23 protein-coding genes are annotated in these 26,425 nt (G+C 73.8%); 10 read left to right on the top strand and 13 right to left on the bottom strand.

All coding sequences use genetic code 11. The features are described from left to right. The first annotated feature begins 166 nt into the window (after nt 1-166). Entirely contained in the window at nt 167-778 is a 612-nt protein-coding gene (locus DEF28_RS04900) for a TetR/AcrR family transcriptional regulator (protein ID WP_114396091.1), read from the top strand. Continuing rightward, the gene (locus tag DEF28_RS04895; protein ID WP_199493141.1) at nt 771-1,490 is read left to right on the top strand and encodes a YqeB family protein; all 720 of its coding nucleotides are present in this window, start codon (nt 771-773) and stop codon (nt 1,488-1,490) included. Before DEF28_RS04900 ends, DEF28_RS04895 begins: the two co-directional genes overlap by 8 nt. Before the next feature lie 181 nt (nt 1,491-1,671). On the opposite strand, the gene DEF28_RS04890 is transcribed toward DEF28_RS04895, so the two are convergent. Further along, nucleotides 1,672-2,133, bottom strand: coding sequence for a MarR family winged helix-turn-helix transcriptional regulator (locus DEF28_RS04890; protein ID WP_114396089.1), 462 nt, complete (start codon nt 2,131-2,133; stop codon nt 1,672-1,674). Between the two features lie 79 nt (nt 2,134-2,212). On the opposite strand from DEF28_RS04890, the gene DEF28_RS04885 reads away from it, so the two are divergent. Then, nucleotides 2,213-2,584: a VOC family protein gene (locus DEF28_RS04885; RefSeq protein WP_114396088.1), complete on the top strand. Its 372-nt coding sequence runs from the start codon at nt 2,213-2,215 to the stop codon at nt 2,582-2,584. A gap of 288 nt (nt 2,585-2,872) precedes the next feature. Here the strand turns inward: DEF28_RS04885 and DEF28_RS04880 are convergent, their stop codons facing one another. Next, on the bottom strand, nt 2,873-4,147 hold the full coding sequence (locus tag DEF28_RS04880; RefSeq protein ID WP_233515099.1) for an acyltransferase family protein: 1,275 nt from the start codon (nt 4,145-4,147) through the stop codon (nt 2,873-2,875). Between the two features lie 182 nt (nt 4,148-4,329). On the opposite strand from DEF28_RS04880, the gene DEF28_RS04875 reads away from it, so the two are divergent. Then, nucleotides 4,330-5,322 carry a DUF3068 domain-containing protein gene (locus tag DEF28_RS04875; protein WP_114396087.1) on the top strand — a complete coding sequence of 331 codons (993 nt, stop codon included), beginning with the start codon at nt 4,330-4,332 and terminating at the stop codon, nt 5,320-5,322. On the opposite strand, the gene DEF28_RS04870 is transcribed toward DEF28_RS04875, so the two are convergent. The 5 genes from DEF28_RS04870 to DEF28_RS04850 form a co-directional block, all read right to left on the bottom strand. After that, on the bottom strand, nt 5,319-6,272 hold the full coding sequence (locus DEF28_RS04870) for an oxygenase MpaB family protein (RefSeq protein ID WP_114396086.1): 954 nt from the start codon (nt 6,270-6,272) through the stop codon (nt 5,319-5,321). The two genes, DEF28_RS04875 and DEF28_RS04870, sit on opposite strands and share 4 nt — an antisense overlap. Nucleotides 6,273-6,491: 219 nt before the next feature. Then, nucleotides 6,492-7,085: a GTP-binding protein gene (locus DEF28_RS04865; RefSeq protein WP_114396085.1), complete on the bottom strand. Its 594-nt coding sequence runs from the start codon at nt 7,083-7,085 to the stop codon at nt 6,492-6,494. Then, entirely contained in the window at nt 7,066-7,440 is a 375-nt protein-coding gene (locus DEF28_RS04860; protein ID WP_114396084.1) for a DUF742 domain-containing protein, read from the bottom strand. The genes DEF28_RS04865 and DEF28_RS04860 overlap by 20 nt, the downstream gene beginning before the upstream one ends. 13 nt (nt 7,441-7,453) lie before the next feature. After that, a complete protein-coding gene (locus tag DEF28_RS04855; RefSeq protein ID WP_114396083.1) occupies nt 7,454-7,894 on the bottom strand; it encodes a roadblock/LC7 domain-containing protein in 441 nt (146 codons plus the stop codon). Between the two features lie 2 nt (nt 7,895-7,896). Then, nucleotides 7,897-10,428: a sensor histidine kinase gene (locus DEF28_RS04850; protein ID WP_233515098.1), complete on the bottom strand. Its 2,532-nt coding sequence runs from the start codon at nt 10,426-10,428 to the stop codon at nt 7,897-7,899. 389 nt (nt 10,429-10,817) lie between these two features. Between DEF28_RS04850 and DEF28_RS04845 the strand changes: the two genes are divergently transcribed. Next, nucleotides 10,818-11,945, top strand: a complete 1,128-nt coding sequence (locus DEF28_RS04845; RefSeq protein ID WP_114396081.1) for an RDD family protein — start codon at nt 10,818-10,820, stop codon at nt 11,943-11,945. Between the two features lie 40 nt (nt 11,946-11,985). On the opposite strand, the gene DEF28_RS04840 is transcribed toward DEF28_RS04845, so the two are convergent. The 3 genes from DEF28_RS04840 to DEF28_RS04830 all read right to left on the bottom strand — a co-directional run bounded on the left by DEF28_RS04840 (nt 11,986) and on the right by DEF28_RS04830 (nt 14,775). Beyond that, nucleotides 11,986-12,381, bottom strand: a complete 396-nt coding sequence (locus DEF28_RS04840; RefSeq protein ID WP_114396080.1) for a DUF3592 domain-containing protein — start codon at nt 12,379-12,381, stop codon at nt 11,986-11,988. Nucleotides 12,382-12,800: 419 nt separating this feature from the next. Further along, entirely contained in the window at nt 12,801-13,022 is a 222-nt protein-coding gene (locus DEF28_RS04835) for a hypothetical protein (protein WP_114446109.1), read from the bottom strand. Nucleotides 13,023-13,335: 313 nt separating this feature from the next. Then, nucleotides 13,336-14,775 (bottom strand): GuaB1 family IMP dehydrogenase-related protein, encoded by a 1,440-nt coding sequence (locus DEF28_RS04830; RefSeq protein ID WP_114396079.1) that lies wholly within the window; start codon nt 14,773-14,775, stop codon nt 13,336-13,338. A gap of 275 nt (nt 14,776-15,050) precedes the next feature. Here DEF28_RS04830 and DEF28_RS04825 point away from each other — a divergent pair, with 275 nt between their 5' ends. After that, nucleotides 15,051-16,040: a CDP-alcohol phosphatidyltransferase family protein gene (locus tag DEF28_RS04825; protein ID WP_114433597.1), complete on the top strand. Its 990-nt coding sequence runs from the start codon at nt 15,051-15,053 to the stop codon at nt 16,038-16,040. A gap of 91 nt (nt 16,041-16,131) precedes the next feature. Here the strand turns inward: DEF28_RS04825 and DEF28_RS04820 are convergent, their stop codons facing one another. Next, nucleotides 16,132-17,244 carry an acyltransferase family protein gene (locus DEF28_RS04820; RefSeq protein WP_233515097.1) on the bottom strand — a complete coding sequence of 371 codons (1,113 nt, stop codon included), beginning with the start codon at nt 17,242-17,244 and terminating at the stop codon, nt 16,132-16,134. 573 nt (nt 17,245-17,817) lie between these two features. Between DEF28_RS04820 and DEF28_RS04815 the strand changes: the two genes are divergently transcribed. Next, nucleotides 17,818-19,539 carry an amidohydrolase gene (locus tag DEF28_RS04815; RefSeq protein ID WP_114446111.1) on the top strand — a complete coding sequence of 574 codons (1,722 nt, stop codon included), beginning with the start codon at nt 17,818-17,820 and terminating at the stop codon, nt 19,537-19,539. A 493-nt stretch (nt 19,540-20,032) separates the two neighbouring features. After that, nucleotides 20,033-20,830 (top strand): M48 family metallopeptidase, encoded by a 798-nt coding sequence (locus tag DEF28_RS04810; protein ID WP_114400709.1) that lies wholly within the window; start codon nt 20,033-20,035, stop codon nt 20,828-20,830. A 42-nt stretch (nt 20,831-20,872) separates the two neighbouring features. Here the strand turns inward: DEF28_RS04810 and DEF28_RS04805 are convergent, their stop codons facing one another. Continuing rightward, nucleotides 20,873-21,814, bottom strand: a complete 942-nt coding sequence (locus tag DEF28_RS04805; protein WP_199493139.1) for a threonine ammonia-lyase — start codon at nt 21,812-21,814, stop codon at nt 20,873-20,875. Between the two features lie 161 nt (nt 21,815-21,975). On the opposite strand from DEF28_RS04805, the gene DEF28_RS04800 reads away from it, so the two are divergent. Next, nucleotides 21,976-22,794, top strand: a complete 819-nt coding sequence (locus DEF28_RS04800; RefSeq protein WP_114400710.1) for an inositol monophosphatase family protein — start codon at nt 21,976-21,978, stop codon at nt 22,792-22,794. 433 nt (nt 22,795-23,227) lie between these two features. Here the strand turns inward: DEF28_RS04800 and DEF28_RS04790 are convergent, their stop codons facing one another. Then, entirely contained in the window at nt 23,228-25,390 is a 2,163-nt protein-coding gene (locus tag DEF28_RS04790; protein ID WP_114397413.1) for an elongation factor G-like protein EF-G2, read from the bottom strand. Between the two features lie 221 nt (nt 25,391-25,611). Between DEF28_RS04790 and DEF28_RS04785 the strand changes: the two genes are divergently transcribed. Further along, nucleotides 25,612-26,406 carry a CPBP family intramembrane glutamic endopeptidase gene (locus DEF28_RS04785; RefSeq protein WP_233515096.1) on the top strand — a complete coding sequence of 265 codons (795 nt, stop codon included), beginning with the start codon at nt 25,612-25,614 and terminating at the stop codon, nt 26,404-26,406. The last annotated feature ends 19 nt before the right edge of the window (nt 26,407-26,425 follow it).

The following is a 26,425-nucleotide window of genomic DNA, read 5'->3' as shown; positions in this document are numbered from 1 at the left end:
GCCGCCACTGGGACGGTCCCGTTCTCGCGGAGTCGGGTGTGGGGCGCGTTGTCTGCCGGCGTCCGGCGGGGGCACGGCAGGGCTACTGGTGCGGCGTCGGCCGCCGTGCCCGGGCATCCAAGGGCTATAATTAATCGACCAATTAGTTAATTAATCGAGGTGCACGGTGGCGCGCACGGTGGACCCTGGCCGGACGGCCCAGCGGCGGGAGGCGATCCTCCTCGCGGCCGGACGGCTGTTCGGTGAACGCGGGTACGAGCGGACGACGGTGGCCCAGATCGCCGAGGCCGCCGGACTGAGCGCGGCCAGCGTCTTCTACTACTTCGCGGACAAACCGGCGGTGTTCCGTGCGGTGTTCGAGCGGGATCTTCCGCTGGCGGAGGCGCTCGTCGCCCGGCACGCCGACGACGCGGATCCGGTCGCCGCGATTCTCGACGTGCTCTCGGAACTGGCGGAGGACGCGGCGGACCCGGCCGCGGCCGGGATGCTGGTCGAACTGCTGCGCCGTGTCGAGCACGACCCGGACCTGCTGTCCGTCGTCACGCGCACCGCACGCGTCGTCCGGGACGGCCTGGCCGAGCTCATCGCCCGCGGCGCCGAGGAAGGCACCGTCGATCCCGAACTCGACCCGGCCGAGGCGGCCACCTGGCTGCAGGCGGTCGTCGACGCGACCTATCTGAACGCCAGGCCCGGCCATTCGCCCGTCCCCGCGCTGCGCCGCACGGCCCTGGGCTATCTCGCTCCGAACCAGCTGGGAAGGACGCAAGACCATGAGTGATCCCGAAGGCCACGAGGAAACCGTGCGGTTTCCTCGGGCATGGCGGTGCCTCGTTCTCTCGGCCGGTGCCGTGCTCGGCTTCGGCGCCGCCTTCGTCGTCGGCCCTGTCGTGGACGGGCTGGTCCGGGTCGCTGACGGCGCCCCCGCTCCGTTGCGAATCGCCGCCCAACTGCCGTTGGGATGGGCTGTGCCGGTACTGACCATCACCGGGCTCGTCCTGGGCGCGTGGATCGTCAGGGAGTGGGAGCGGGAGAACCCGGTCGTCACGGTGGGCGGCGAGGAGGTGGTCGTGCGCCGCGCCGGCGTCAGCCTCCGCGTCGGGCGCGGCCTCGTCGATGGCGTGTTCACCGATGGCCACGACCTGGTGCTGGTCGACCGGGAGACCGTCGAACTGGTGCGCGTGCACGCGGACCGGGTCCTCGTCAGCGGGCTGCGGCAGGCGTTCCAGCGGTTCGGCTACCCCTGGCGGGGGGAGGCCGATCCGCACGAAGCCGCGTTCGCCGCGTGGGTGGACCGCGATCCGGCCCTCGGCGAACAGGCACACGCGCTGCTGCGCGCGCGGCACCGGGCACTGGCCGACAAACAGGCCGGCGCGGCCGATGACGCCCGGGACGCGCTTCGTGATCTCGGTGTCGCCGTCCGGGACCGCCGCGGAGGACAGCAGTACCGCCGGACATCGCGCCCCCGGCAGGGTGATCCCCGGCACAGGTAGGGCCGCGAACGCGGCGTCAGCGCGGGCGCGCGTATCGGAGCGGGGACCCTGGGGCGGGCGCTCGGCCCGCCGCACGGGATCGCGCGAGCGGCTTCGTGCCGGGTGGTGGATGAGAAGGCGCCGGTGCCGCGCGGGGGTACCCGGCCGGAGTCCAGGGGCGCCCCCGCGGCGGGGCGGCCGGTCAGTCCTCCAGGGCTGCCGCTATGCGGTCGAGGTCGGTGAGGAGCGCGGCCATGCGCTCGGGCGGGATCGCCGTGACCATGCGCTCTTCTACGGCGTAGACGGCTGCCTGGACCCTGGCCAGGCGGCTGCGGCCCTCCTCGGTGAGGTGGGCGGGCCGGGCCCGCCCGTGGTCGGCGGTGGCGGGGCGGGTGATCAGTCCCGCTTCCTGCAGGCCCTGGAGGACCACGTTTCCGGACTGCCGGGTGACGAAGGTCGCGCGCGCGAGGTCGGCGTTGGACATGCCGGGGTGCAGGGCCAGGAGTTCGAGCGTGGCGTACTGCGGCACGGTCAGCCCGTGCTCGCGCAGGACCCTGTCCATCGCACCGCGCAGGGCGGCCTGGGTGCGTTTGATCAGGTAACCCACGTGCTGGGTGACGTCCTTCGCGGGGTGGGGCGGCTCGGCCGGCATGCTCTCGGTCATGTCAGCATTTTGACATAGGTGGTGCGGCGTCCTAGTCTCGATCATGTCAAAGTCCTGACATATGAATCGAGGAAGACCTGTGCCAGCCACCATCGACGGCCCCGACTTCGTCGCCCTCCAGGTCCGCGACGTGGACGCGGCGGCGGCGTTCTGCGAGCGGCATCTGGGCCTGCGCCGGGCCGCGGTCTCGCCGCCGCACGCGGTCGTGTTCGACACCAGGCCGATCCCCTTCGCCGTCCGCGAGCTCCTTCCGGGCGTCGACCTCGCCGACACCGCGCGGCCCGGTCTCGGTGTGGCGCTCTGGTTCCGGACGTCGGACGCCCATGAGCTCCACGACCAGCTCGCCGCCACGGGGGTCAAGATCCTCACCCCGATGGTGGACAGCCCCTTCGGGCCCACGTTCTCCTTCGAGGGCCCGGAAGGGTACACGCTCACCGCACACGGAGCCTGATCACGGCCGCCGTCACCCCGGCCGGGCCCTCCTCCCACGCCTCTGGCGTCCGGGGGGGGTAGGAGCCTCCGTGGCGAGTGCACGGGATAGAGGAGCCTCCGTGGCGAGTGCACGCGAATGGGGCCGCGGCCTGCGGGCCAGCAGAGCAGGCGCGGCCGCGCCGGTGCCACACCGACGGTGGGGCAGCGAGACCCGGATGGACGAAGCGGCGCCCGGGGCCGCCTTCGCCCACCGGTCCCCGGTGGCCCTCACCGCTGGTGCGGACGGTCCGGCGAACCCGTCACCGATCTAGGCGTCCGCCCGCCCGGTCGGATCTGGGACCGGTCGGTGCCGGTCGGCGGTTCCCCAGCGGCGGACCGGCTCCTCCACCCAGCGGTGGGTGACCGCGGCGAGCAGCACGGTTCCCGCGGTCACCGGGACGACGTCCAGCCAGAACGACCCGGTGAAGACCTCCTGGCCGGTGAAGTCCCGCCACAGGTACAGGACGACGAACTGCCACAGGAACACGCCGTAGGAGACGCGGCCGAGGAACACGGCGACCGGGTGCCGGAGCAGGGCGGCCAGCCAGCCCGCCCCCGCGGGGGCCGCGGCGGCGGGGCCGGGCAGCAGGGCGACCGGGGCGATGACGAAGAACGCGAAGAGCATCGAGGTCGCCATGTCCACCAGCGCGACCCAGAAGCCGTCCACCCCGACGAACCGGGGACCGGTCGCGGGCGTGGCGGCCGCCAGGTAGACGGCGCCGGCGGTCAGCCAGCACAGCGCGGCCGACCGCGGCAGGGTGCGGCAGACCCGGCGCACGGGGCCGTCCGGGCCCGCTTCCCGCCACGCCCACTCCGCGAGCACGGCCAGCGCCATGCCGACCGCGAACATCCCGAGCGTCCGGGGCGGCCAGGCGTGCATCTGGGGCCGCGGCTCCGGATAGAACTGCACCACCGTCGCCAGCACCGCGACACCCGCGAGCGCCGCGAGGCCGGCGAGCAGCCGGCGTGCCCGGGCGCCGGGGTCGCGGCCGGTGCGGGCCGCGCCGCGGGCGAGGAGGGCGGACAGGAGGGGGAGCGCCAGGTAGAAGCCGACCTCCACGCACAGGCTCCACATCTGCCCCAGCCCCACGGGTCCGGTGCCGACCCACCACGGGTCCGGATCGTAGACGAAGGTGAGCGTAAGCACCTCGGTCCAGGCGGGGAGCGAGGTGATCTGGTCGCGCGACCACAGCAGCATCGCGGTGACCGCCACGATCCAGTAGGCCGGCAGCACCCGGAGCCCGCGCCGCCACAGGTAGCGGCGCACCGCCGGGCCGCGCGTGCCGTCCAGGGCGGACCGGGCCCACGGCCGGTACAGCAGGAACCCCGAGAGCGCGAAGAACAGCGGTACGCCCATCTCGCCGCGCGCGAGCAGCGCGCCCACCGCCCCGGGCGCGAGCGCGGCACCGGTCTCCATGGCCACGTGGAACACCAGCACCATCAGCGCCGCCAGCGCCCGGACGCCGTCCAGGCCCTCCTGGCGCCCGGCCGCCTGCGGCAGTCCGGCCTCCGGAGGCGGCTGCTCGGCGGGGGATGCGGTCACGGCCGCCCTTTCACGGTGCGGGCGCGGGGCCGGTCGGAAACGGGGCTCGGTCGGCCCGCCGCCGGAAAATAGAACTAGTTATAAAGAAACCGACACGCCCTGGTGACGTAGCTCACGGCGCCAACTACGATACCTCAAACTGAAGCAAGTTCCAGATAGTGGATCCGGGCCCGGGAGGGGTCATGCGCCGTACCGTCGCGCTCGTCTGCGTCACGCTCGGAGTCTTCGCCCTGGCTCTGGCCCCGATGCTGCGGTTCTGGGCGGCCCCCGCCCTGATGCGCACGCCCATGGACTACTACAACGAGGTCGTCAACCACGGGGAGAACGTCACCTACTTCAGCGCCGAGGACCTGGAGTCGGTCGAGGGCGCGACCGTGGAGGCCTACTCCACCTTCCGCGCCGACGTTCCGGCGAGCGACTCCGACGTCGTGGTGTGGGACCAGTTCACCTGGGTCACCGACGTCGACCGTGACTACCCGATCCAGTCCACCACCCGGCGCGCCGGGCACGACCGGTTCACCGGCCAGGCCGTCGAGTGCTGCGACCCCTCGGTGAACGGCGAGCGCGTGGTGCAGCGCGGCCAGGTGTTCAAGTTCCCGTTCCTCACGGAGCGGCGCGACCACGAGTTCTTCGACACCACGACCCGGCGGACCTGGCCGATCGAGTTCGAGGGCGAGGAGACGGTGCACGGCGTGGACACCTACCGGTTCGTGCAGGTCATCGAACCGACGCGGGTGGGGGAGCGCACCCTGCCCCGGAGCCTCCTCGGCCTGGAGGGTGAGGGAGACGTGACCGCCGACGAGATGTTCTCCCTGACCCGCACCTACTGGATCGAGCCGACCACCGGCATCCCCATCGACCTGGTGGAGGAGCACCACCGCGCGGTGAGCGTCGACGGGGAGGAGCGCCTCGTGCTGTTCGACGGCGATCTCCGCTTCACCGAGGAGACCACCGAGGGCTACATCGAGTCCGCGACCCCGGGCATGACCCGGCTGCCGCTGCTGCGCGAGACGCTGCCGGTCACGCTCGCGGCGGCGGGCGCGGCCCTGACCGTGCTCGGACTCGTCCTGTCGGCGGGGCGCCGCCGCGACGGACGGCGACCGGGCGGGGAGGACGGTTCCGTGTCCGCCGGCCCCGCCCGCCGCCTCGGGCGGCGTGCCCGCCGCGAGCCCTAGGGGCGCTCGGCGCCCTGCGGCGCGCTGGCCCCCGGGGCGGGCACCCGGGCGCCGGTCTCCGGGACCTCCACCGTGGCGAGGCCGTGCGGCACCGGGCAGCCCTTGGGGAAGGTGCCGATGCTGGCGGGGTCGAACCCGTCGGGGTAGCTGCGGATGTTCGGGCTCATCCGCGCCCACTGCGGCTGCTCGCGCGGCGGCATGAAGCGCACCACGCGGGCCCGCGCCTTCAGCGACACGCGCGCCGCGGTCCGCCAGAAGCGGGACGGCTCGTCGTAGCGGAACGCGCTGATCAGCCGGTCGTCCAGCAGCCCCATCATGAAGGGGCGCATGATCGGGCGCTGCCACTTCGGGTAGAAGTCGATCATCAGGGCGAGGGTGGCGTCGGAGACCGCCCGGCCGCCCTCGGAGTAGCCGAAGTGGGCCTGCTCGTAGGCCTCGAACAGGTCGAGGAACTCCGCGTAGGTCTCCGGGATCTCCTTGATCGCCATGTGCTTGCCGAGCCGGCGGTAGTAGTTGGTGTTGGCGGTGATCTCGTGCTCGGTGAGCCGCCGCCAGCCGAAGCCCCAGTCGTTCAGCCAGCGGACCGGCATGACCACGAAGGTGCTCAGCACGTACAGGTAGTCCTCGTTGCTGATGTCGTAGGACCGGTGCATCTGGTTCATCCGCCGCAGGGCGTCGCGGCCGCGGCCGGGCTCGAAGCCGTGCTCCAGGATCTGGTCGAGGATCAGCGCGGTGTCGTCGTAGCGGTACTGGGTGCGGGTGGTGAACTCCCGGGTCTCGCCGAGCAGGCCGCCGATGCTCGGCGCGGCGTAGGTACGGTACAGCGCGAGGCCGAGGGCCTGCATGATGTCCCACGGGAACTCGTGCGCGCTGAGGATCTGCGCGATCCGCCGGCAGTCGGCGTCCGCGTCGAGTCGGTGGATCTCGTCGTACCAGTCGTACCGTTTCATGCACGCTCTCTCGATCTTGGGGGGATGCTCCGCGGTACACGAGGTGACCTGCGCCACAGCTGTCCCGGATACCGCGTCGTAGCGTAATCGCGGTGTCGTCGGAACGCAGCGGACGAACGGCCTTTTCGGGCTTGTTGTCGGTTTTGTGATGTTGGCGGAGGGATCCGGTGACCGGGGGCCGGTCCCTGGTCACCGGCGTGGTGCGCTCGTGCGGCCGGGCTAGCCGACCACGGCCATCGTCGCCACCACGTGCTGCACGAGGGTGATCAACACCTCCTTGCTGGAGTCGCGGACCCGCGCGTCGCAGAGCACGATCGGGATGCCGTCGGCGATGCTGAGCGCCTCCCGCACCTCCTCCGGCTCGTAGCGGTACGCGCCGTCGAAGCAGTTCACCGCCACGATGAACGGGATCCCGCGCCGCTCGAAGAAGTCCACGGACGGGAAGCAGGTGTCCAGCCGCCGGGTGTCGGCGAGCACCACCGCGCCCAGCGAACCGAGCGCCAGTTCGTCCCACATGAACCAGAACCGCTGCTGCCCCGGCGTGCCGAAGAGGTACAGCACCAGTTCGGCGCTGATGGTGATGCGGCCGAAGTCGAGGGCGACCGTCGTGGTCGTCTTCTCCTCCACGCCGTCGAGGTCGTCGACGCCGAGGCTCGCCTCGGTCATCAGCTCCTCGGTGCTGAGCGGCGAGATCTCGCTGACCGATCCCACCATCGTCGTCTTGCCGGCCCCGAAGCCACCGGCCACCAGGATCTTGATCGCCGAGGGGATCGGTCCGGTCTCTGCCGGCCGGTCAGAGTCGTTGGATGCCATCGAGAACCGCCTGAAGTATGTCCCGGCTCACCGGGCTCTCCGTCGTGTAGGGCGCGCGTGCGAGGACGTATCCCCGCCCGATGAGATCGCTGAGCAGGACCTTGACCACGGCCACCGGGATGTCCAGGTGCGCCGAGACCTCGGCGACCGACAACGGTCGGTGGCAGAGGGACAGGATGTCCACCTGCTCCGGCTCCAGGGACATCTCGTCGACGTCGGCCCGGGCCGCGATCACCACGCTGATCATGTCCAGCTGGACGGTGTCGGAGCGTTGCCGCCCCCAGGTCATGACGTAGGGCCTGACCAGGGGGCCCGCCTCTTCCGGAGCGGGTCCCGACGCGTACTCGTCCGGCATTTACGTCCTCCCGCTACCGCGATGTGCTTCCCGAGACCGGTCCGCCGGAGGACGGTGCTCCGCCGTGCCGCGGCGCGGCGTCCAGGGACCCGCCGACCTGTTCGACGAGCACGTTCATCTCATAGGCGATCAGGCCCACGTCGGACTCCTCGCCCGCGATCACCGCCAGGCAGGCACCACTGCCCGCCCCCGTCACGAACAGGTACGCGTGCTCCATCTCCACGACGGTCTGCAGCACCCGCCCGCCGCCGAACTGCCGGCCGGTACCGCGGGCCAGGCTCTGGAAGGCCGACGCCACCGCCGACAGGTGCTCGGCGTCGGCCTGGCTGAGACCGCGGGACTTGCCGATGGGCAGGCCGTCCGCGGACAGCACGATCGCGGACTGCGCGCCCACCGCCCGCTCAACGAGCTCGTCCAGCAGCCAGTCCAGGTCTCTGGAGACGTTGTTCGTCACGCTCACGCATCCTTCTCAGTCTCGTTCTGGTGCTGCCGACCGTCCGCGCGTCCCCGGCGGGTGCCCTGCTGGAACGCGGCCATGTTCCGGCGTAGCCGCTGCGAGCGCTCCGGGTCCTCGGTGGCGGCCGGGCCGGGAGCGGAGGTCGGACCGGAGTCGTAGAGCTGGGGGGCGAGGTTCGCCTGCGGCTGGCGCTTCGGCAGCCGCGGCCGCCCGCCCGCCGGTGCGCCGTCCGGCGCGGGCTCCTGCGGCGCCGCCTCCGGGCGGGCACCGGAGGAGTCCCCTTCGGGGCCGCCGCCCGCGGCGGGCGCGCCGTTGGGACCCGTGCTCCACACCGTGCCCGCCGTGGGAAGCGTCGCACCGGGGACGCGGCGCGGCCGCGAGGGGCGGGCGGTCCGGGCGGGCTGCGCGGGATCGGGCTCGCCGGGGCCGGCCAGGACGTCGCCGGCCGGGGGAGCGGCGTGCGCGCCGCGCTCGGCGTGCCGGGGCACCGTCCGGCGCGGACCGGTGGAGGCGTCGCGGTCGTCGTCGGCCCCGTGGGCGTCGGCGTGGTCCCGGCGCGCGGAACCGGCCTCGCCGGCCGGGGCGCCTGCGGAGGCGGGCGGCTCGTCGGTGGAGACGAGCGCGCTGGGCAGCAGGACGATCGCCTGCACGCCGCCGTACGGCGACGCGCGCAGCCGGACCTTGATGCCGTGCCGCTGGGCCAGGCGCGAGACCACGAACAGGCCGAGGCGCATCTTCTCGTTCAGCCGCATGACGTCGAACTCCGGCGGGTTGGCCAGCAGCTCGTTGGCGTCGGTGAACTCCTCGTCCTTCATGCCGAGACCGCGATCCTCGATCTCGACCGTCACCCCGTTGGGCACCTGCTCGCTGCGCAGGTGGACGTTGGTATGCGGCGGGGAGAAGGCCGTCGCGTTGTCCACCAGCTCCGCGACGAGGTGGATGACGTCCGCGACCGCCGGGCCGCTCAGCCAGACCCGCGCGATCCGCTGCCGCTTCACCCGGGTGTAGTCGCCGGACTCGGAGATGGCGCTGCGCAGCACGTCGATGAGCGGCATGGGCCGGTGCCAGGTGCGGCCGGGCGTCTCGCCACCGAGGATGAGCAGGTTCTCGGCGTTGCGCCGCGAGCGGGTGGCGAGGTGGTCCAGCTTGAACAGCTCGGTCAGCTGGTCCGGGTCCTCCTGCTCGCGCTCCAGCTTGTCGAGCAGCCGGAGCTGGCGGTGCACCAGGGTCTGGCTGCGGTGCGCGATGTTGAGGAACACCTTGTTGACGCCCTCGCGCAGCTCGGCCTGCTGGACGGCCGCGGCGACGGCGGTGCGCTGCGCGGCGTTGAACGAGCGGGCCACCTCGCCGATCTCGTCGTCGCTGTGCGACAGCTCGGGCACCTCGCGGGCGACGTCGACCGGCTCGTTGCGGCCGAGGCGCTCCATGATGCCGGGCAGTCGGCGGTCGGCCAGCTCCTGGGTCTCGTCGCGCAGCCGGTTCAGCCGGTCGCTCACCGTATGGGCGGCGCGCAGGGCGAACCTGAAGGCCAGGACGCAGATCACCGCCACGCCGACCGCCATGCCGAGGAAGGCGCTGACGGCGCGCACGGCGTTGCCGATCTGCACGTCGCCCGCGTACATCGCCTGGGACGCGCCCATGTCGACCAGCTGCTGCTTGACCGGGGTGTAGGCCTCGCGCCACTCCTCCTCGGAGATGGGGACGGCGAGGTTCTCCGTCTCCTGGCCGGTGACGGGGTCGGTCTCGGTCCGGGTCTGGCGGGAGGTGACCTGGTCCTCCAGCTCGCCCAGCGCCGCCCACTCCGGGCTGCGGTCCAGCTGGGTGAGCGCGGCGGCCTGCTCGGGCCCCATGAAGTCGCGGATGGAGTCGAGCTGCTGGTGGTAGGCGCCGACCAGCCGGGTGAACGCCTGCTGGTCCGCGGTGCTCAGCTCGCCCGTGGCGAACGCGCGGGCGAGCTGGGAGTCGGCCTGGGCGAGCAGGTCGACCGTGCGGAAGGTGTAGGTGGCGCTCATCCCGATGCCCACGACGTTGGCCGCCGGGATCTCACGCGACTGCAGGTCGAACAGGTCGGAGCCGTTCTTCATCAGCGCGTTGTAGAACTCCAGCACGTCGGCGCGGGTCGCCTGGCCGCTGTCCACCTGGGCGCGGATCTCCGGGATGGTGTCGAACCGGCCGCGCAGGCTGATGATGAGGTCCTGCACCTCGGGGGAGGAGAGGGACAGCGCCCCCTCGAACCGGGTCAGGGCGTCCTCCATGAGCACGTCGGAGTCGCCGCGGGACTCCCGCAGCGCGTCCTCGTACTCCGACGGCTCCTCCAGGTAGGCGATCGTGGCCGAGCGCTCGTCCATGACCGCGGTGAGGGCGACCGCCGCCGGGGTCAGCATGTCCTGGGTGCCCCTGGCGACCATGTACTGCAGGAGTGCGTTGTAGGCCAGGTAGCCGCTGGCTACCAGCCACAACGCCACCAGCGCCGCGGTCGGAACGAGGATGATCCGCCGGAGGCGGGTCCGGTAATGACCGCGTAACGGCACGCAGACCCGCCGCACCTCGACGGAGGCGGGCGGTCCGGGCGGGCGACACGTGCTCGACGCGGCCGGTCTGCGTGCCGTTACGCGGTCATTACTCCACCAAAGGGGGAATCCGGCCATCGGATCGTACCCTTGCCGTAACTGGCCGCTATCTCCCACTGGCGGGCGGGAACGGGTTGTTTCGGGCTCAAGATCCCGCAGGTCGCGAGAGCGCTCATCCGTCCCCCCAGTCGGCAGACTAGGGCGAATGGGGCGAGTGGTCATGTCGGCGGGTTCGGAAGAATTATCAAAAAGTTACCGAACGCGTCGACCGCGTCACTCGGTCGTCCGGGCGTGTCGCGGCTTTCCCGGTTTCGCTGCGCGGCCCGCGGCCGGTGGCTAGCGTCGGTGCCATGGAAGGTGTAGTCGTCCGGTCACCCGAAGTCGCCGACGTGGCGGTGCCTGCGGTCGCGCTCGCCGCGGTGCTGGCCGCGGCGTGCTTCGTCGCGCGCCAGCACCGCCGCTACGGGCGGGTCGGCGGCTGGAGCGGCGGGGTCGGCGCGGCCGTGGTCGCCACCGGGTGCGGCCTGCTCGCCTTCGCCGTCTGGCCGCTGCCGGACGGCGCCGGCCCCGGCTGCGCCGCGGGCGGCACACCGCCCGCGGGCGGGATCGGCGGCACCCTCCTCCCTCCCAACGGTGCCGCCCTCGCGCGCGCCGCCATGACCACCGCGGTGTTCCTGCCGGTGGGGCTGCTCGCCCGCCACCGCTACCGGTCCGGCTGGGCCCGCGCGGCGGCCCTGGGGCTGGCGCTGGCGGCGGGGGTGCAGGCCGTCCAGCTCATCGGGCTGCTCGGTCCGGCCCCGTGCGCGCACTGGGTGGCCGCGCTGGACGACGTCCTGCTGGCCGGGCTCGGCACCCTGCTCGGGTGGTCGGTGGCGGCCGCGCTGGGCCGGCGGCTGCCGCGCGGCTGGCCGGCGGCGGTGCCCGACCTGCTACCGCCGAGTCTGGCCCGCCGGACGGCCGGGCACGCCCTCGACCTCGCGCTGTGCTGGACCGGTGCGGCCGCTCTGGCCGCACTGCTGGGAGCGGTGCCCGCCATCCCGCCGGACGCGGCGGCCACGGCGCACCCGGCGGTCTTCGCCGGACTGCTGGCCGCGCTCGGCCTGGTGGTCCCGCTGCTGCGCCGCGACCGCTGCACGCCGGGGCGGGCGGCCGTGCACGTGGCCATCTCCGGCACCGGCCCGCCGCGGCCCGCGGCGCGGCGCCGGGTGCTCGCGCGCACCCTGCCCTTCTACCTGCCCATCGCCGCGCTCGCCGCCCTCGACCTGGCGTGGTGGTCGCTCGCCGTCCTGCTGCCGCACGTCTGCTGCGCGGTGCTGCGCCGCGACCAGGCGGGGCTGCTGGACCTGCTCGCCGGCACCCGGGTCGTCACCCGCACCATGGCGGTGGGCGGCGGACTGCCCCGTGCCATGGTCCGCCACATCCCGCCGCGTCCGCCGGACGGCTCCGCCCGGCCGGCCCCGGCCGGCCGGACCGGATGAGGGCCGGCCTCATTCAGGCAGGCGCCCCACCGCACCGCGGTCAGCGCCAGGCCAGCAGGCCCAGCAGCGCGCCGATCACGACGAAGCACGCGCCCAGCGCCCCCAGCAGCATCGGGACGCCGCGGCTCAGCCAGGGGGCGTCCACCACGCGGGCGCGGTCCGGACGGGCCGGATCGTAGGCGACCGTGACGATGTCCCCGGCACGTGCCGCGGTCCAGCCCGTGCTGTCGTGCGCGGCGAGCACCTCGCGTCCGTCCCCGGTGCGGAACCGCACCACCATCCGCGACGAACCGCTCCCCTCGCGGTAGCCCACCACCTCGGCCGGCGCGCGCTCGCCCCGCTCGGCCAGCACCGCCGACCGCCAAGCGGTGTACAGCAGCCAGCCGAGGACCAGGACCCCGATCCCGAGCGGCAGCAGCGGATACAGCACCACCACGGTGTCCTCCTCCCCGTTGTCGCCCCGGCGCGGCCGGAGCTCAGGCGAACGTCCCCACCCGGGACGACGCGGCACCCCGCGGAATCGTTCCGCGCACCATGATCCGCGGCGGGTGCGCCCGCCGCCGTACGGGCGGTCCGCCCGGAGGATGACGGCACCATCCTCCGGGAGCAGCTTCCCGGATACGCCGGACGGCCGATGCGCCGCCGCGGGTCCCACCCCTAGCGTGGCACCGTGGCCGCCACGACACGGTGAAACCCGACGGGGTGTCGCGGCCGGCCGCGCTCGACGGGGCCAGGGCAGGCACGCGCCAGGCTCCGCGCGGCGGCGGGCTCGGACGATCCGCATCGGGTGCGTCCCGGGCCCGCCGGGCACCGCGCCGCGGCCCAAAGGACGGCGCCGCGCCGACGGGCCGGGTCTCAGCCGGCGACCGCCCGCGCCGCCTCGGCGTCCAGGGAACCGGCCGCCATCCGCGTCAGCGGGGCCAGGACCTCCTCCACCGGCGGGTCCGGCCGCCGGGTCCGCCAGTCCAGCGCGACGGTCACGGCCATCCCGAACAGCCCCGCCCCGACCACCCGCGTACCGAGATCCCGCGGCAGCCCGCCGGCGGCCACCAGCAGGACCAGGATCGCCACGAGCACGCCGACGGCGTTCGTGGGGATCCGCCGGGCCGTCTCATGCCACGCCCGCCGGCTCCGCCACGCCTCCGACGTGCGCAGCCGGGCCAGCGGCTCGTGGCCGCCGATGAACTCCAGTCCGGCGCGCGAGCACCGCGGCCAGTGCCGCGCGCGGCGGCTCCGGACGCGCCTCGGCGGCGGAGCGCAGGTGCCCGGTGAGCCGGTCCACGCCGCACCCGATCAGCGCGGTGACCAGTTCGGCCTTGCCGGGGAAGCCCTAGTAGACGGTGCCCTCCCCGGCCGGGCGGTCCGGCCGGGGCGTCGGGGTGGGAGAGGACTACCAGCTCGTCGGGACCGGCTGTCCCTCGCTGTAGCCGGCCGCGCTCTGGATTCCGACCGTGGCCCGCTCGTGGAACTCCGCGAGGGTGGTGGCGCCGGCGTAGGTCATGGAGCTGCGCACGCCGGCCACGATCTCGTCCACCAGGTCCTCGACGCTGGGGCGCTCCGGGTCGAGGTACATGCGGCCGGTGGAGATGCCCTCCTCGAACAGCGCCTTGCGGGCCCGCTCGAACGGTGAGTCCTCGGCGGTGCGCAGCCGCACCGCGCGGGCCGACGCCATGCCGAAGCTCTCCTTGTACAGCCGGCCCTGCGCGTCGCGCATCACGTCGCCGGGCGACTCGTAGGTGCCGGCGAACCAGGAGCCGATCATCACGTTGCCGGCCCCGGCGGCCAGGGCCAGCGCGACGTCGCGCGGGTGCCGCACCCCGCCGTCGGCCCAGACGTGCCGCCCCATCTCGCGGGCCGCCGCGGCGCACTCCAGCACCGCGGAGAACTGCGGGCGGCCCACCGCCGTCATCATCCGGGTGGTGCACATGGCGCCCGGCCCCACGCCGACCTTCACGATGTCGGCGCCGGCCTCGATGAGGTCGCGGGTGCCCTCGGCGGTGACCACGTTCCCGGCCACCACGGGCACCTGCGGATCCAGTGCGCGCACCGTGCGCAGGGCGCCGATCATCTTCTCCTGGTGCCCGTGCGCGGTGTCGATCACGAGCGTGTCGGCGCCCGCCTCCAGCAGGGCCGCCGCCTTGCCGGCGACGTCGCCGTTCACCCCGACCGCGGCGGCGACCCGCAGCCGGCCCGCCGCGTCCACGGCCGGCTGGTACAGGGTGGCGCGCAGCGCCCCCGTGCGGGTGAGCACACCGACCAGCGAGCCGTCCGCGTCCACCACCGGCGCGAGCCGGTGCCGGAAGTCGTGCAGCGTCGCGAACGCCTCCTTCGGGTCGGTCCCCGCCGAGACGGTGAGCAGGTCGGTGGACATGACCTCGCGCAGCTGGGTGAAGCGGTCGACCCCCGTGCAGTCGGCCTCGGTCACCACCCCGACCGGACGGCGCTTGTCGTCGACGACGATGACCGCGTTGTGCGCGCGCTTGGGCAGCAGGTTGAGCGCGTCGCCCACGGTGTCGTCCGGGTGCAGCGTGATCGGGGTGTCGTGCACGAGGTCGCGCTGCTTGGTCCACTCGATGACGTCGGACACGACCTCGATCGGGATGTCCTGCGGGATGACCGCCAGTCCGCCGCGGCGGGCGACCGTCTCGGCCATCCGGCGACCGGCCACCGCGGTCATGTTCGCCACTACGATGGGGACGGTGGTCCCCGAGCCGTCGTGGGATGCGAGATCCACGTCGAGCCTGGAGCCCACGGCTGAGCGCCGGGGGACCATGAACACGTCGCTGTAGGTCAGGTCGTGGTCGGGAACCTGGTTGTTCAGAAAGCGCACGCCGCTCTATCCCGTTCGCTCGCCACGGAGGCTACTACCTCAGTCGCTCCCTGGGGCTCGGCGCGGAGGTCCTCACCGGCCTCGCGGTCTCGCTCGAAACCCCCTTACGGGTTCATTATGACTGCGCCGATTACGTCCCCCGTCAACTGTCTGGAATGATCTTCCGGCTGAAACCCACCCTCCCCTCCCGCCGGATCGTGCTCCCTCCCGGCGCGTCGCCACCCGGTGGCGCGCCCGATCCCTCGACCCCGGCCGGGAGTCCCGCAGGAGATGAGATGACGAGTTTCACACTCGCGGACGTCCGCGAGCGCACCTACAAGAAGCGCGACGCGTGGTGGACGGTGTTCCTCGTCGACCCGCTCGCCGCGCGGCTGGTCGTCTGGACCGCCAACCGCACCGACATCACCCCGAACCAGATCACGTTCGGGGCGGGCGTGCTCGGCCTCGGATCGGCGGTCTGCTTCGCACTGGGCGACTGGCCGTGGCTGCTCGCGGGCGCCGTGCTGTTCCACCTCAGTTTCGTCCTGGACTGCATGGACGGCAAGATCGCCCGGCTGAAGAACAACGGCTCGGTGTTCGGCGCGTGGGTCGACTTCGTCTTCGACCGCATCAGGTTCTTCGGCTGCATGCTCGCCCTGCTGATCGGCCAGTGGGTGGCCACCGGCGACGCCGTCTACCTGCTGCTCGCCCCGGTCGTCACCTTCCTCGACCTGCTGCGCTACCTCAACGGCTCGCAGGTGGCCAAGACCCGCCAGGGGATGCGGGAGAAGCTGCGTGCGGCGGCCCGCGGCGACGCGGTGGACGCCGGGGTGGACGACCCCGAGAGCACCGAGACCGCCGAGCAGGACGCCCCGCGCGCCGCCGGCGAGGCCGCGCCGGTCGTGTTCATGGAGGAGGTGCTGCGCGACAACCCGGGTGTGGCCGCCGAGCAGGTGCGGACCGGTGCCCATCCGGCGGGCGCGCGCGTCATCGACGTGCACCAGGGCTTCAGCGCGAAGTTCGGCTGGTACGAGCGGGTCCGGGACCGGCTGCTGCGCAGCCGGGTGCGCCCGCACCTGTTCAGCGGCATCGAGTTCGAGATGTTCGTGTGCGTCGTCGCGCCGCTCACCGCGGTCGTGTCGCTGTTCACCCCGTGGCCGAGCCTCGTGGTGCCGGTGCTGGTGCTCTCGTGCGCCGCGCTGCTGCTGTTCGAGGTCGTCATCGTGTACAAGCTGTGGCTGGCCACCCGGGACTTCTCCCGGGAGCTCGACCGGCTGCGGGGCTGAGCTCCGCGCCGCGGCGCCGCGGCGACGTGAACGGGGCGGTGGTTCGCTCGGCGAACCACCGCCCCGTTCGTCGTTCCGCTCCGACGGCGGGTCAGGCGCCGCGCGCCCGGTCCCGCCGCAGGATCCAGTCCACGCGCGGCTCGACGGCCCACCGCGTGGCGCGGCGGACCCACGGCGAGCAGAGCAGGAAGACCATCCCCACGGCGACCGCCGTGTTGACGGCCAGGCCGACGTAGCCGTTGACCACGTCGTACCAGCCGAACTGCTCGGCGATCCGGATGGGCAGGCCGTGCAGCAGGAAGACGTACATCGTGAGCGCGCCCAGGCCGGTGAACCAGGTGGTGCGGCGCGGGGTGAGCGACAGCAGCGCCGCCGTGAGCGAGGCCGCGAGGACCATGAACACGATCCGGCCCGGGATACCGATCGGCAGGATGTCGACGTCGCGTTCGAGCAGGCTCTCCCGCCAGTACACCCACTCCAGGCTGAGCTGCTCCAGGTAGATGTAGGACATCGCCGCGGTGATGAGGACGACGCCGACCGCCCAGACGCGCACCCAGCGCTGCCGGAGGAACTCGAAGTGCCGGGGTTCCAGCATGAGGCCGGCGACGAAGAACGGCAGCAGGCTGAGGATCCGCGACATCCCGAACACGTCGCCGGTGGTCACCACGCTGGCGGCGAGCGACACCGCGATCGCCACGGGGATCGGCCAGCGCACGCGCTTCCACAGCGGCACCGTGAGCCGCCACACGAACAGCGCGGCGAGGAACCAGGTGAGCCAGAGCGGCTGGAGCGGGGTGTCCGGCAGGGAACGGCCCACGGTCAGCGACTGCAGGGCGTAGATGCCCCAGAAGATCAGGTAGGGCGCGACGACCGTCGTCAGCAGCTTGTCCACGCGGCGGGCCGACCCGTCGAAGGACTTCGACAGGTAGCCGCAGATGAGCACGAACGCCGGCATGTGGAACAGGTAGATCCAGAAGTAGATCGCGTCCGCGAGGCGGGTGTCGGTCGCGGGCGAGATCACATGCCCGACCACCACGAGGACGATCAGCAGGAACTTCGCGTTGTCCAGCAGCGCGTCGCGCCGCCGTTCCGGGGTACCGCCGGGCGGGCGGGCGCCACCGGTGGCCGGTGCGGTGGTGGACGGCGCGGCCTTCTCGCCGTCGGGATGTGACTGGTGGTGCAGGGCTGTGGTGGTTGAGGCCACGAGGTCTCCGAGTCACGGTTTCGGGAAGTGGGCACGGAAGAGTGCGGGTCACGATCACGCCATGCATCCGCGCCGGCGCGCTGCGTAGCGCCGCCCCTCGACACGGGGCCCCGGCTGCCAGGGAACGAGCCCTAGCGGATGCGGCTGGGAAATCTCTGAGAAGGCAGACTATCGGTCCGATCCAAATTCGACCATTCCCGGGGGTGCATGGGCGTGTGCGGGGTGTGATCGCCGCCCCAGAAACGCGCGCTCCGCCCGGTACTCGCACTACATTGGCCTGTCGGGTGCGAGCGGCGGGCCGCCCGGCCCGCCTCCGGACGCTCTTGGGGGCGTGCCGCGACACCGGCGGCAGCGGGCTGACGAGGGCGGTCCTGGCCGGCAGGCCCGCCACCTCCCAAGCCGGCCGTTTGAGATTCGTTACCTGGAACGGGAGAATCGGCCAGGTGACGGCGGCGGTACCAGGGGCGACGGGGCGGACCGGCCGGTGACGCCGGAGCCGGCGCCCCGGTGCACCCGCCGACGCTGGACCGGCGCCGCGAGCGCGGCGCGGGCCCTCCGGACCGAGGAATGAAGGTGGAAGCAGTGCCGCAGGCGGTCGATCCGCAGCGCGTCGCGCAGCGCGGAAGCGCGGTGATGGGGCTCGTGGACGAGATCTTCCCGCTGGTCGAGGGGTTCTACGTCGACCTGCACCGCAACCCCGAACTGTCGCACCAGGAGCACCGCACCGCGCGCGCGGTGGCCGAATGGCTGTCGCGTGCCGGCTTCGAGGTGGCCACCGGCATCGGCGGCACCGGTGTCGTCGGCGTCCTGCGCAACGGCGACGGCCCCACCGTGCTGCTGCGCGGGGACATGGACGCCCTGCCGGTGGAGGAGCGGACGGGACTGCCCTACGCGAGCACCGCGCGCGGTGTGGACGGCGACGGCAACGAGGTCCCGATCATGCACGCGTGCGGCCACGACCTGCACACCGCGTGCCTGGTGGGAACGGCCGACCTGCTCGCGGGCGCCCGCGAGCAGTGGAGCGGCACCCTCATGATCGTCGCCCAGCCGGCGGAGGAGACCGTCGACGGTGCCGCCGGGATGCTGCGCGACGGCGTCTACGAGCGCTTCGGCCGACCCGACGTCGCGCTCGCCCAGCACGTGGGCCCGCAGCCGGCGGGCATGATCGGGCACCGCGCCGGCGTCATCCTGGGCGCCGGTACCACCCTGCAGGTGCGCATCCACGGCACCGGCGGGCACGCCTCCCGGCCGCACACCGCGGTCGACCCGGTCGTCATCGCCGCCAACATCGTCAACCGGTTGCAGACCATCGTCTCCCGCGAGGTCGACCCCGGCGAGATGGCCGTCGTGACGGTGGGCGTGCTGCGCGCCGGCACGAAGGCCAACATCATCCCGGACGAGGCGTACCTGGAGGTCAACACCCGCGCTCTCAACGAGCGCGTCGGCCGGCAGCTGCAGACGGCCGTCGAGCGCATCGTGCGGGCCGAGGCCGCGGCGTCGGGAGCGCCGCGCGAGCCGGAGATCACCCTGGCGCAGCAGGCCGGTGTCACCGACAACGACCCCGCGGAGACGGCCGCCCTGGCGGCGGCGCACCGGGCGTACTTCGGCGACGCCTACGTGGTCGACTTCCCCGAGCCGTTCTCCGGGAGCGAGGACTTCGGCGAGTTCGGGCTCCCCGGCGACGACGACCCGGTCCCCTATGTGTTCTGGTTCCTCGGCGGCACCCCGCACGACGTCTGGGCCGCGGCGCCGGGCGAGACCCCCTACGAGAAGCTCGGGACGCTGCCGAGCAACCACTCGCCGTTCTTCGCCCCCGACCGCGAACCCACGCTGCGCGCCGGGCTGGCCGCCCTGACCATCGGGGCGCTCACCTACCTCGCCCGGCCGGAGGACACCGCCTCGGGCGTTCCGCAGCTGCCGAGCGCGTTCGGCATGGACGGCGCCGGGCCCGCCGAGCCGCCCGCGGCCGAGCCGTACCCGCAGCCGCCCGCGGAGCCCGCGGGCGTGTCCGGCGAGGACGGCGCCGGCTCCACCCGGCAGGCCGACATGGCGGCGCTGCTGGCTGACGACGAGCCCGCTCCGGCCGCTCCCGAGCGCGCCGGCCGGCACGCCGGCGGCGACCTGCTCGATCCGCCGCCAGCGCCCCGCGGGCCCGTCCACGGCACCGAGACCGGCCCCTCCCAGCCCTTCGGCCGCACCGATCCGCCGTCCGGGCCGGCCTTCTCCGCTCCCGCGCCGCAGGGTGCTCCCATTTCGGCGCCGCCTCCGGCCCTATCGGCCGGAGTCGGACCGTGATCTGGGGGCGGACGAGCCGCCGCAGGGTGCTCCGATCTCGGCGCCGCCTCCGCCGCCGGGGGCCGTGCCCTACCAGCCCGAGACCGACCGCGACTCCGGTCCGAACGAACCGCCGTACCGCCTCTAGCTCGGCACCGGGGCCGCCGCTCCGCCCCGGTCGGCGGTGGCGGCGGTCAGGGGCCGCCGCGGCCCGGGCCGGGTGCGAGGTGCGGCGGCGCCGAAGGCGGACCCGGGAGGGCGTCCCCGTCCGATGGCCGCGGCGGGTGCCGAGAGGGGTCTCAGGGGTGGGCCGCGGTCCCCGCCCACCGAGCTGACGCCCCTCGCCATACGCGCACGCGGTCCGGGCAGGCCTCTCAGTGATCCGGACGCCGCCGGGCGGTGCCGCGGCCCGCTGGCGGTCCGGAACCCGGCCCGCGCCGCCCGGAAACGGCGGCCCCTGACCGATATCGGCGGTCTCCTTCGCGGCCGGCGGCGGCGTTGCAGAATGAACCCCATGCCGATCATGTACTGGGGGAACCGGCGACGGCGGCGGGCGTTCCGGCACCCCCAGGAGAACGTCCTGCTCCTGGTGTGCCTGGGCGTCAGCGCGCTGGCCGTGCTCGGCGCCGTCAACCGGGCGCTCCAGGGGGAGACGACCGAGCCGCTGCTGCTCCTCGGCATCCCCGGACTGGTGTTCTTCGCTCGGGGCCAGCTCTACGCCCGGCAGCGGGTCAACGGTGTGCGGCTCAGCGAACGGCAGTTCCCCGAGGCGTACCGCATGGTGGTGGACGCCGCGCGCGCGTTCGACCTGCCCGAAGTGCCGGACGCCTACATCGTGCTCGGCAACGGGCAGATCAACGCCTTCGCGTCCGGGCACGGGTTCCGGCGCTACGTGGCCATCAACAGCGACCTGTTCGAGGTCGGCGACAAGGAGGGCGACCTCGACACCCTGCGGTTCGTCATCGGACACGAGGTGGGCCACATCGCCGCCGGGCACAGCTCCTTCTGGCGGCAGCTCGGGATCTCGATCGCCAACCTCATCCCCGGCCTCGGCACGTCCCTCAGCCGCGCGCAGGAGTACACCGCCGACAACCACGCCTACGCGTTCTGCCCCGAGGGTGCGACCGGCCTGCGCGTGCTCGTGGCCGGCAAGTACCTCTACCGGTCCGTCGACTTCGACGAGATCGCCGCGCGCGCCCGCACCGACCAGGGCTTCTTCGTGCTGCTCGTCAACCTGCTCTCCAGCCACCCGGTCAACACCTGGCGGTTCGAGGCGCTGCGGGACCGCTCCAGACCGGGGCGGGTGCTGTGACACCGCGCGCCCGCGGGGTCCGCCCGGGGTACCGCCGCGCCGTCACAGCATGGCGACCAGTTCGGGCGCGAAGTTCGCACCGGTGAGGATGGTGCCCACCCGGGCACCGGGCACGTGGTGGTGCGCGAGCGCGGCGACGCCCACCGCGGCGGCCGGCTCCACGATGATGCCGAGCATGTCCCGCAGCAGCCGCAGCGCCGCGAGGACCTGGGTGTCGTCCACCAGGAGCACGTCGTCCACCACCTCCGTCATCCACTCCACCGCCGCCGGGACCGGCACCCGCACGGCGAGGCCGTCCGCGATCGTGCGCACCGAGGAGGTGGAGACCGGGCGCCCCGACCGCCAGCTGTGCGCCATGGCGGGCGCCCCGGCGGCGCACACGCCCACCACCCGCGTCTCGGGCGAGTCGGCCTTCAGCCAGCGGCCCACGCCCGAGACGAGGGCACCGTTGCCGACCGGCACCAGCACCGTGTCCAGGCGCAGCGGCGCGAGTTCGACGCCGATGGTGCCGGCACCCTCGGCCAGCAGCGGCTCGTGGCTGTCCTCGACGAAGACGCAGCCGGCGCGCCCCCGGGCGTACTCGCGCGCGGCGGCCTTGGCGGCATCGAAGTCGTCTCCCCCGATGACGACCCGCGCGCCGAGCTCCCGCATGCGGGCGATCTTGACCCGGTTGGCGGTCGCGGCGGCGAACACCCGCACCGACAGCCCGCGCTGCCGGGCCGTGTAGGCCATCGCCTGGCCGAAGTTGCCGGCGGAGGCGCACACGATCGCGCGGGTCTCCCCGGTCTGGCGGAGCAGGAAGTCGGCGCCGCGGCCCTTGAACGAGCGGATCGGGTTGAGGGTCTCGATCTTCAGGAACGTCTCGCGTCCCAGGTGCCGCGACAGGCTCTCGTCCGCGAACTGCGGCGTGTCGCGGAACGCCGGGTCGACGAGGTGGGCGGCGGCTTCGATACGGTCCAGGCTCAGGGGGGTGCGGATCGCCATGTGCGCATGGTAGGTGCCGGCGGCCCCGGCCCATAGTGGCGTTCGGCCGCCTCCGGCGGCCGGTTCCGGCGCTCACCGGGCCGCCCCTCGGCCGCCGGCCCCGATACGGCAGAGTGGGCCGCGGCCCCCGGAAACCCTCCTCCCGCGACCCCAGGAGCGACATGTCCAGCGCGATCCCCTGGCCGGTTCCCGAACCGGTGCTCCCGACCGGCGTCCACCCGGCGCTGGCCGCCGTCGCCCGCGCCGCGGCCCGGGCCTACGGAGACGCCCGCCGCCGGCACACCCGGGCCGAGCTCGGCGCCGAGACCGCCATGGGGGCCGACGGCACCCCGACGATGCTGGTGGACGAGCTGGTCGAGGAGGCCGTCGCCGAGGCGGCCCGCCAGGCCGGGACCAACCTGCTCAGCGAGGAGATCGGCTTCGTCGACATCGGTTCGGCGGTCACGCTGGTCGTGGACCCGGTGGACGGGTCGGCCAACGCCGCGTCCGGTGTCCCGCTGTCCTGCCTCGCCGCCGCGGTCAGCATGGACGGCACGGCCACCGAGGCGCTGACCTGCTGGTTCGACACCGGGCGCACCTGGCACGCGGTGGCCGGCCGGCCGACCCCGTACCGCACCTCCGGCCGCACCCGGCTGGACGGCGCCACTGTCGACGTCCTGCGCCCCCGCCCCCGCGCGCGGGAGGCGTGGCACCGGCTGACCGACCGCGCCGGCCGGATCCGCATCCTCTCCAGCACCTGCCTGGAGGGCGCGCTGGTGGCGGAGGGGGCCATCGACGCCTTCGCCGACGCCGGCGGCGACGTGCACCGCATCATGGACCTGGTCGCGGCGATGGTGACGGTCCCGGCCGCCGGCGGCGCGGTCGTCGACGCGTTCGGGCGCCCCCTGGAGATCGACCCCGATCTCACCCGGCGCTGGTCAGGCGTCATCGCGGCCACCCCGGAACTCGCGGAGGAGGTGGCGCAGGCCGTCCGGGGGTGATCGGGGCGGCGCCGCCGGGTGGCGCCGCGGGACGCGGCGGGCCGCCTGGCGCGGCCGCCGGCCCGGACCGCGCCGCGCCCGTCCGGCGCGGAGTCCGGGACGCCGTGCCCGGGAGAACGGCGCCGCCACCCGGCCGCCCGCTCAACCGCGGCGGCCGGGCGCCGGCGGAGGATCGGGGTGGCGGACGCGGTCCCGACCATGCCGCCCGTGGCGGCGGCGTCCGCGACGCGCGTGCCGGCGGCTCACACGGGTGTGCTGTGACGGCCGGCCGCGACAGCGGGCGGGCCGGGCGGGCCGCTCCGCCGCGCGGGCGGCGGAGCGGCGTGCGCGGCACCCGGCACCCGGCGCCCGGCGCGCAGGGACGATGCGGGGCGCCCGGGGCCGGTCCGTTCGCCGTGCTCCGGGGCCGCCCCGCGAGCCATCCGGGGCCGGCTCACCCGTGCTGCTCGGCCAGGTGGCGCTTCGCCAGGTGCTCCGGCAGCGGCTCGTGACGCAGGTACCGGCGGCTGAACGTCCCGGTGCCGTGCGACACCGACCTCAGATCGATCGCGTAGCGGACGATCTCCAGCTGCGGAACCTCGGCGCGGATCAGGGTGCGCCCCGGTGGCACGGGTTCGGACCCCACGACGCGGCCCCGGCGGGCCGACAGGTCGCTCATCACCGCGCCCATGTGGGCGTCGGCGACCAGGACCGACAGCTCGTCCACCGGCTCCAGCATGGCCACCCGCGCGTGCTCGGCGGCGTCGCGCAGCGCGAGCCGGCCGGCCTTCTGGAAGGCCATGTCGGAGGAGTCGACCGAGTGCGCCTTGCCGTCGTAGAGCGTGACCCGGATGTCCACGAGCGGGTAGCCGGACGCGACGCCGTGCTCCATCTGGGCGCGGACGCCCTTCTCCACCGACGGGATGTACTGGCGGGGCACCACCCCGCCGACGATCTGGTCGACGAACTCCAGCCCGGAACCCGAGGGCAGCGGCTCCACCCGGATCCGGCAGATGCCGTACTCGCCGTGGCCACCGCTCTGCTTGACGTTGCGGCCCATGCCCTGGGCCGGTACCGCGAACGTCTCCCGCAGCGGGATGCGCATCTCGTCGGTCAGCACGTTGACGCCGTAGCGGTTGGCCAGGCGGTCCAGCGCCACGTCCTGGTGCGCCTCGCCCATGCACCACAGCACCATCTGGTGGGTCTCCGGGTTGACCTCCACCCGCAGGGTGACGTCCTCCGCGGCCAGCCGGGCCACCGCCTGGGCGAGCTTGTCCTCGTCGGACTTGGACGCGGCGCGCACGGCCACCGGAAGCAGCGGGTCGGGGAACGTCCACGGCCGCATGAGCAGCGGGCGGTCGGGGTCGGAGAGCGTGTCCCCGGTCTCGGCCCGGCCGAGCTTGGCCACCGCGCAGATGTCGCCGGCCACCACCTGCCCCACGGGGTGCGTCTCCTTGCCGAGCGGAACCGCCAGGCCGCCGGCGCGCTCCGCCACGTCGTGGTCCTCGTGCCCGCGATCGACCAGCCCGTGGCCGCTGACGTGCACCACGGTGTCCGGGCGCAGCGTTCCGGAGAACACCCGGACCAGGCTGACCCGGCCGACGTAGGGGTCGCTCACGGTCTTGACCACCTCGGCCAGCAGCGGGCCGTCCGGGTCGCAGGACAGGTCCGGCACGGGCGCGCCGTCCGGGGTGGTGACCGGCGGGACCGGCCGCTCCTGCGGACCGGGGCAGGCCCGTGGCAGCTCGGTGAGTAGTTCGGCGACCCCGACCCCGGTCGTCGTCGAGACCGCGAGCACGGGGTAGAAGGTGCCGCGCGCGACGGCGGTCTCCAGGTCGGCGACCAGCATGGCGGGATCGAGTTCCTCGCCCGCCATGTAGCGGTCCATGAGGGTCTCGTCCTCGCTCTCCTGGATCACGCCCTCGATCAGGGCGGCGCGCATGGAGGCGACCAGGTCCGCGACCTCCTCGGGCGCCGCCGCCTCGACGGGGCCTCCGGTGGAGTAGTCGTGGTAGCGCCGGGTGAGCAGCCCCATCAGCCCGCGCACGGTCCGGTGCTCGCCCTCGCCGGCGGTGACGGGGAGGTAGGCGGGCAGCACGTTCGCCCCGAACGCCTCCTGGCACTGCCGCACCGTCTCCAGGAAGTCGGCGCGCGGGTGGTCGACCCGGGTGACCGCGACGGCGCGCGGCATGTCGAGCGCCGCGCACTCCTCCCACAGCATCCGGGTCCGCTCGTCGATGCCGTCGGTGGCCGAGAGCACGAACAGCGCGGCGTCGGCGGCCCGCAGCCCGGCCCGGAGGTCGCCGACGAAGTCGGCGTAGCCGGGGGTGTCCAGCAGGTTCACCTTGACGGGGTCGGCTCCGTCGACCATGACGGGTACGACGGTGAGGTTGATCGAGCGCCGCTGCCGGATCTCCGCCTCGTCGTAGTCGCTGACGGTGGAGCCGTCCTCGACGCGACCGGCGCGGTTCGTGGATCCGGCGGCGTGGAGCAGCGCCTCCACCAGTGTCGTCTTGCCCGTCCCGGAATGGCCGACCAGCACCACGTTTCGGATGTTCGCGGGCCGGTCGGCCGCGGGTGCCCTGCCGGTGATCGCCGGACCGGATTTCTCCGCCATGCTCATCAGCTCCCCACGGGTGACGTCGGTGTCCCGTACCGGATGTGACGCGGGACACTTCTACCGTCGCCCCGTGAGCCGGATATCACAAGGTCTGCACCCGGACGGAAGTGTCCGAACCAGGCGTGACCTGGCGGAATGACACTGGCTGCGGGGTGTGTCGCCCGGGGTGACCGGAGGTTTCCGGTATATCAGTCAGATCTTCTCCTAGGCTGTGCCCCGTGCCGTGGTCCGAAAGCATTCCTCAGTTCAGCTCCGCAGCGACCGTCCTCGGGCTCGCCCTGGTGGTGTACGCGGCGATCGGGGAGCCGCTGCTCGGGCGGTGGGCGTTCGCCCGGCTGCGCCGCCGGCGCTCCAGCGATCCGCGCGCACTGGGCAGGTTCTACGTACTGACGATCGTGCTCCAGTGGTCGTGGGTCGCGGCCATCGCCGCGATCCTGGTGCTCTCGCCGGGCCTGCGCCCCGGCGACCTCGGGCTGCGGGCGCCGCACGAGCTGCTGCCGCTGCTCACGGGGGCCGGCACGGTCGCGGCCGTGCTGGCCGTCTGGGGGGCGGCCGCCGGGGCGCGCCGCCGCTCCGGGCGCCGACGCGGTGCCGCCCCGGAACGCGGGGAGGCGGCGGGGAGCGCGGCGGCGGAGCGGCCCGCTCCTGGATCCCACGTCGCGGCCGTGCTCGCGCCGCGGTCCCGCCGTGAGCGCCGGCTGGCCCTGGCGGTCTCGGTGACGGCCGGGGTGTGCGAGGAGCTGCTGTACCGCGGGCTGTTCATCGCCTTCGGCGTCGCCCTCGGGCTGCCGCTCTGGGCGGCGGCGGTGCTGTCCTGCCTGCTGTTCGCGGTGGCGCACGTCTACCAGGGATGGTGGGGCCTCGTCGGCCCGGGCCTGCTCGGTGCGCTGTTCACGCTGACCTACCTCGGGACCGGCAGCCTGCTCATCCCCGTCGTCCTGCACCTCGCCATCGACCTCGGCGGGCTGCTCTTCGCCGGCTCGGGCCGCCGCCGGCGCGTCGCCGCGGCCTGACGCCGCGCCGCGTCCGGTC

Source organism: Marinitenerispora sediminis (genome assembly GCF_003336425.1).
GTDB lineage: Bacteria > Actinomycetota > Actinomycetes > Streptosporangiales > Streptosporangiaceae > Marinitenerispora > Marinitenerispora sediminis.
Note: the sequence above shows the minus strand (reverse complement) of the source record. Positions and strands in the feature narration are given on the sequence as shown.

Bases quoted from the DNA above. Each gene is read 5' to 3' on its own strand.
- DEF28_RS04895 (WP_199493141.1), top strand. From the start codon at position 771: ATGAGTGATCCCGAAGGCCACGAGGAAACCGTGCGGTTTCCTCGGGCA.
- DEF28_RS04890 (WP_114396089.1), bottom strand. From the start codon at position 2,133: ATGACCGAGAGCATGCCGGCCGAGCCGCCCCACCCCGCGAAGGACGTC.
- DEF28_RS04875 (WP_114396087.1), top strand. From the start codon at position 4,330: ATGCGCCGTACCGTCGCGCTCGTCTGCGTCACGCTCGGAGTCTTCGCC.
- DEF28_RS04870 (WP_114396086.1), bottom strand. From the start codon at position 6,272: ATGAAACGGTACGACTGGTACGACGAGATCCACCGACTCGACGCGGAC.
- DEF28_RS04865 (WP_114396085.1), bottom strand. From the start codon at position 7,085: ATGGCATCCAACGACTCTGACCGGCCGGCAGAGACCGGACCGATCCCC.
- DEF28_RS04860 (WP_114396084.1), bottom strand. From the start codon at position 7,440: ATGCCGGACGAGTACGCGTCGGGACCCGCTCCGGAAGAGGCGGGCCCC.
- DEF28_RS04845 (WP_114396081.1), top strand. From the start codon at position 10,818: ATGGAAGGTGTAGTCGTCCGGTCACCCGAAGTCGCCGACGTGGCGGTG.
- DEF28_RS04825 (WP_114433597.1), top strand. From the start codon at position 15,051: ATGACGAGTTTCACACTCGCGGACGTCCGCGAGCGCACCTACAAGAAG.
- DEF28_RS04810 (WP_114400709.1), top strand. From the start codon at position 20,033: ATGCCGATCATGTACTGGGGGAACCGGCGACGGCGGCGGGCGTTCCGG.
- DEF28_RS04805 (WP_199493139.1), bottom strand. From the start codon at position 21,814: ATGGCGATCCGCACCCCCCTGAGCCTGGACCGTATCGAAGCCGCCGCC.
- DEF28_RS04800 (WP_114400710.1), top strand. From the start codon at position 21,976: ATGTCCAGCGCGATCCCCTGGCCGGTTCCCGAACCGGTGCTCCCGACC.
- DEF28_RS04790 (WP_114397413.1), bottom strand. From the start codon at position 25,390: ATGGCGGAGAAATCCGGTCCGGCGATCACCGGCAGGGCACCCGCGGCC.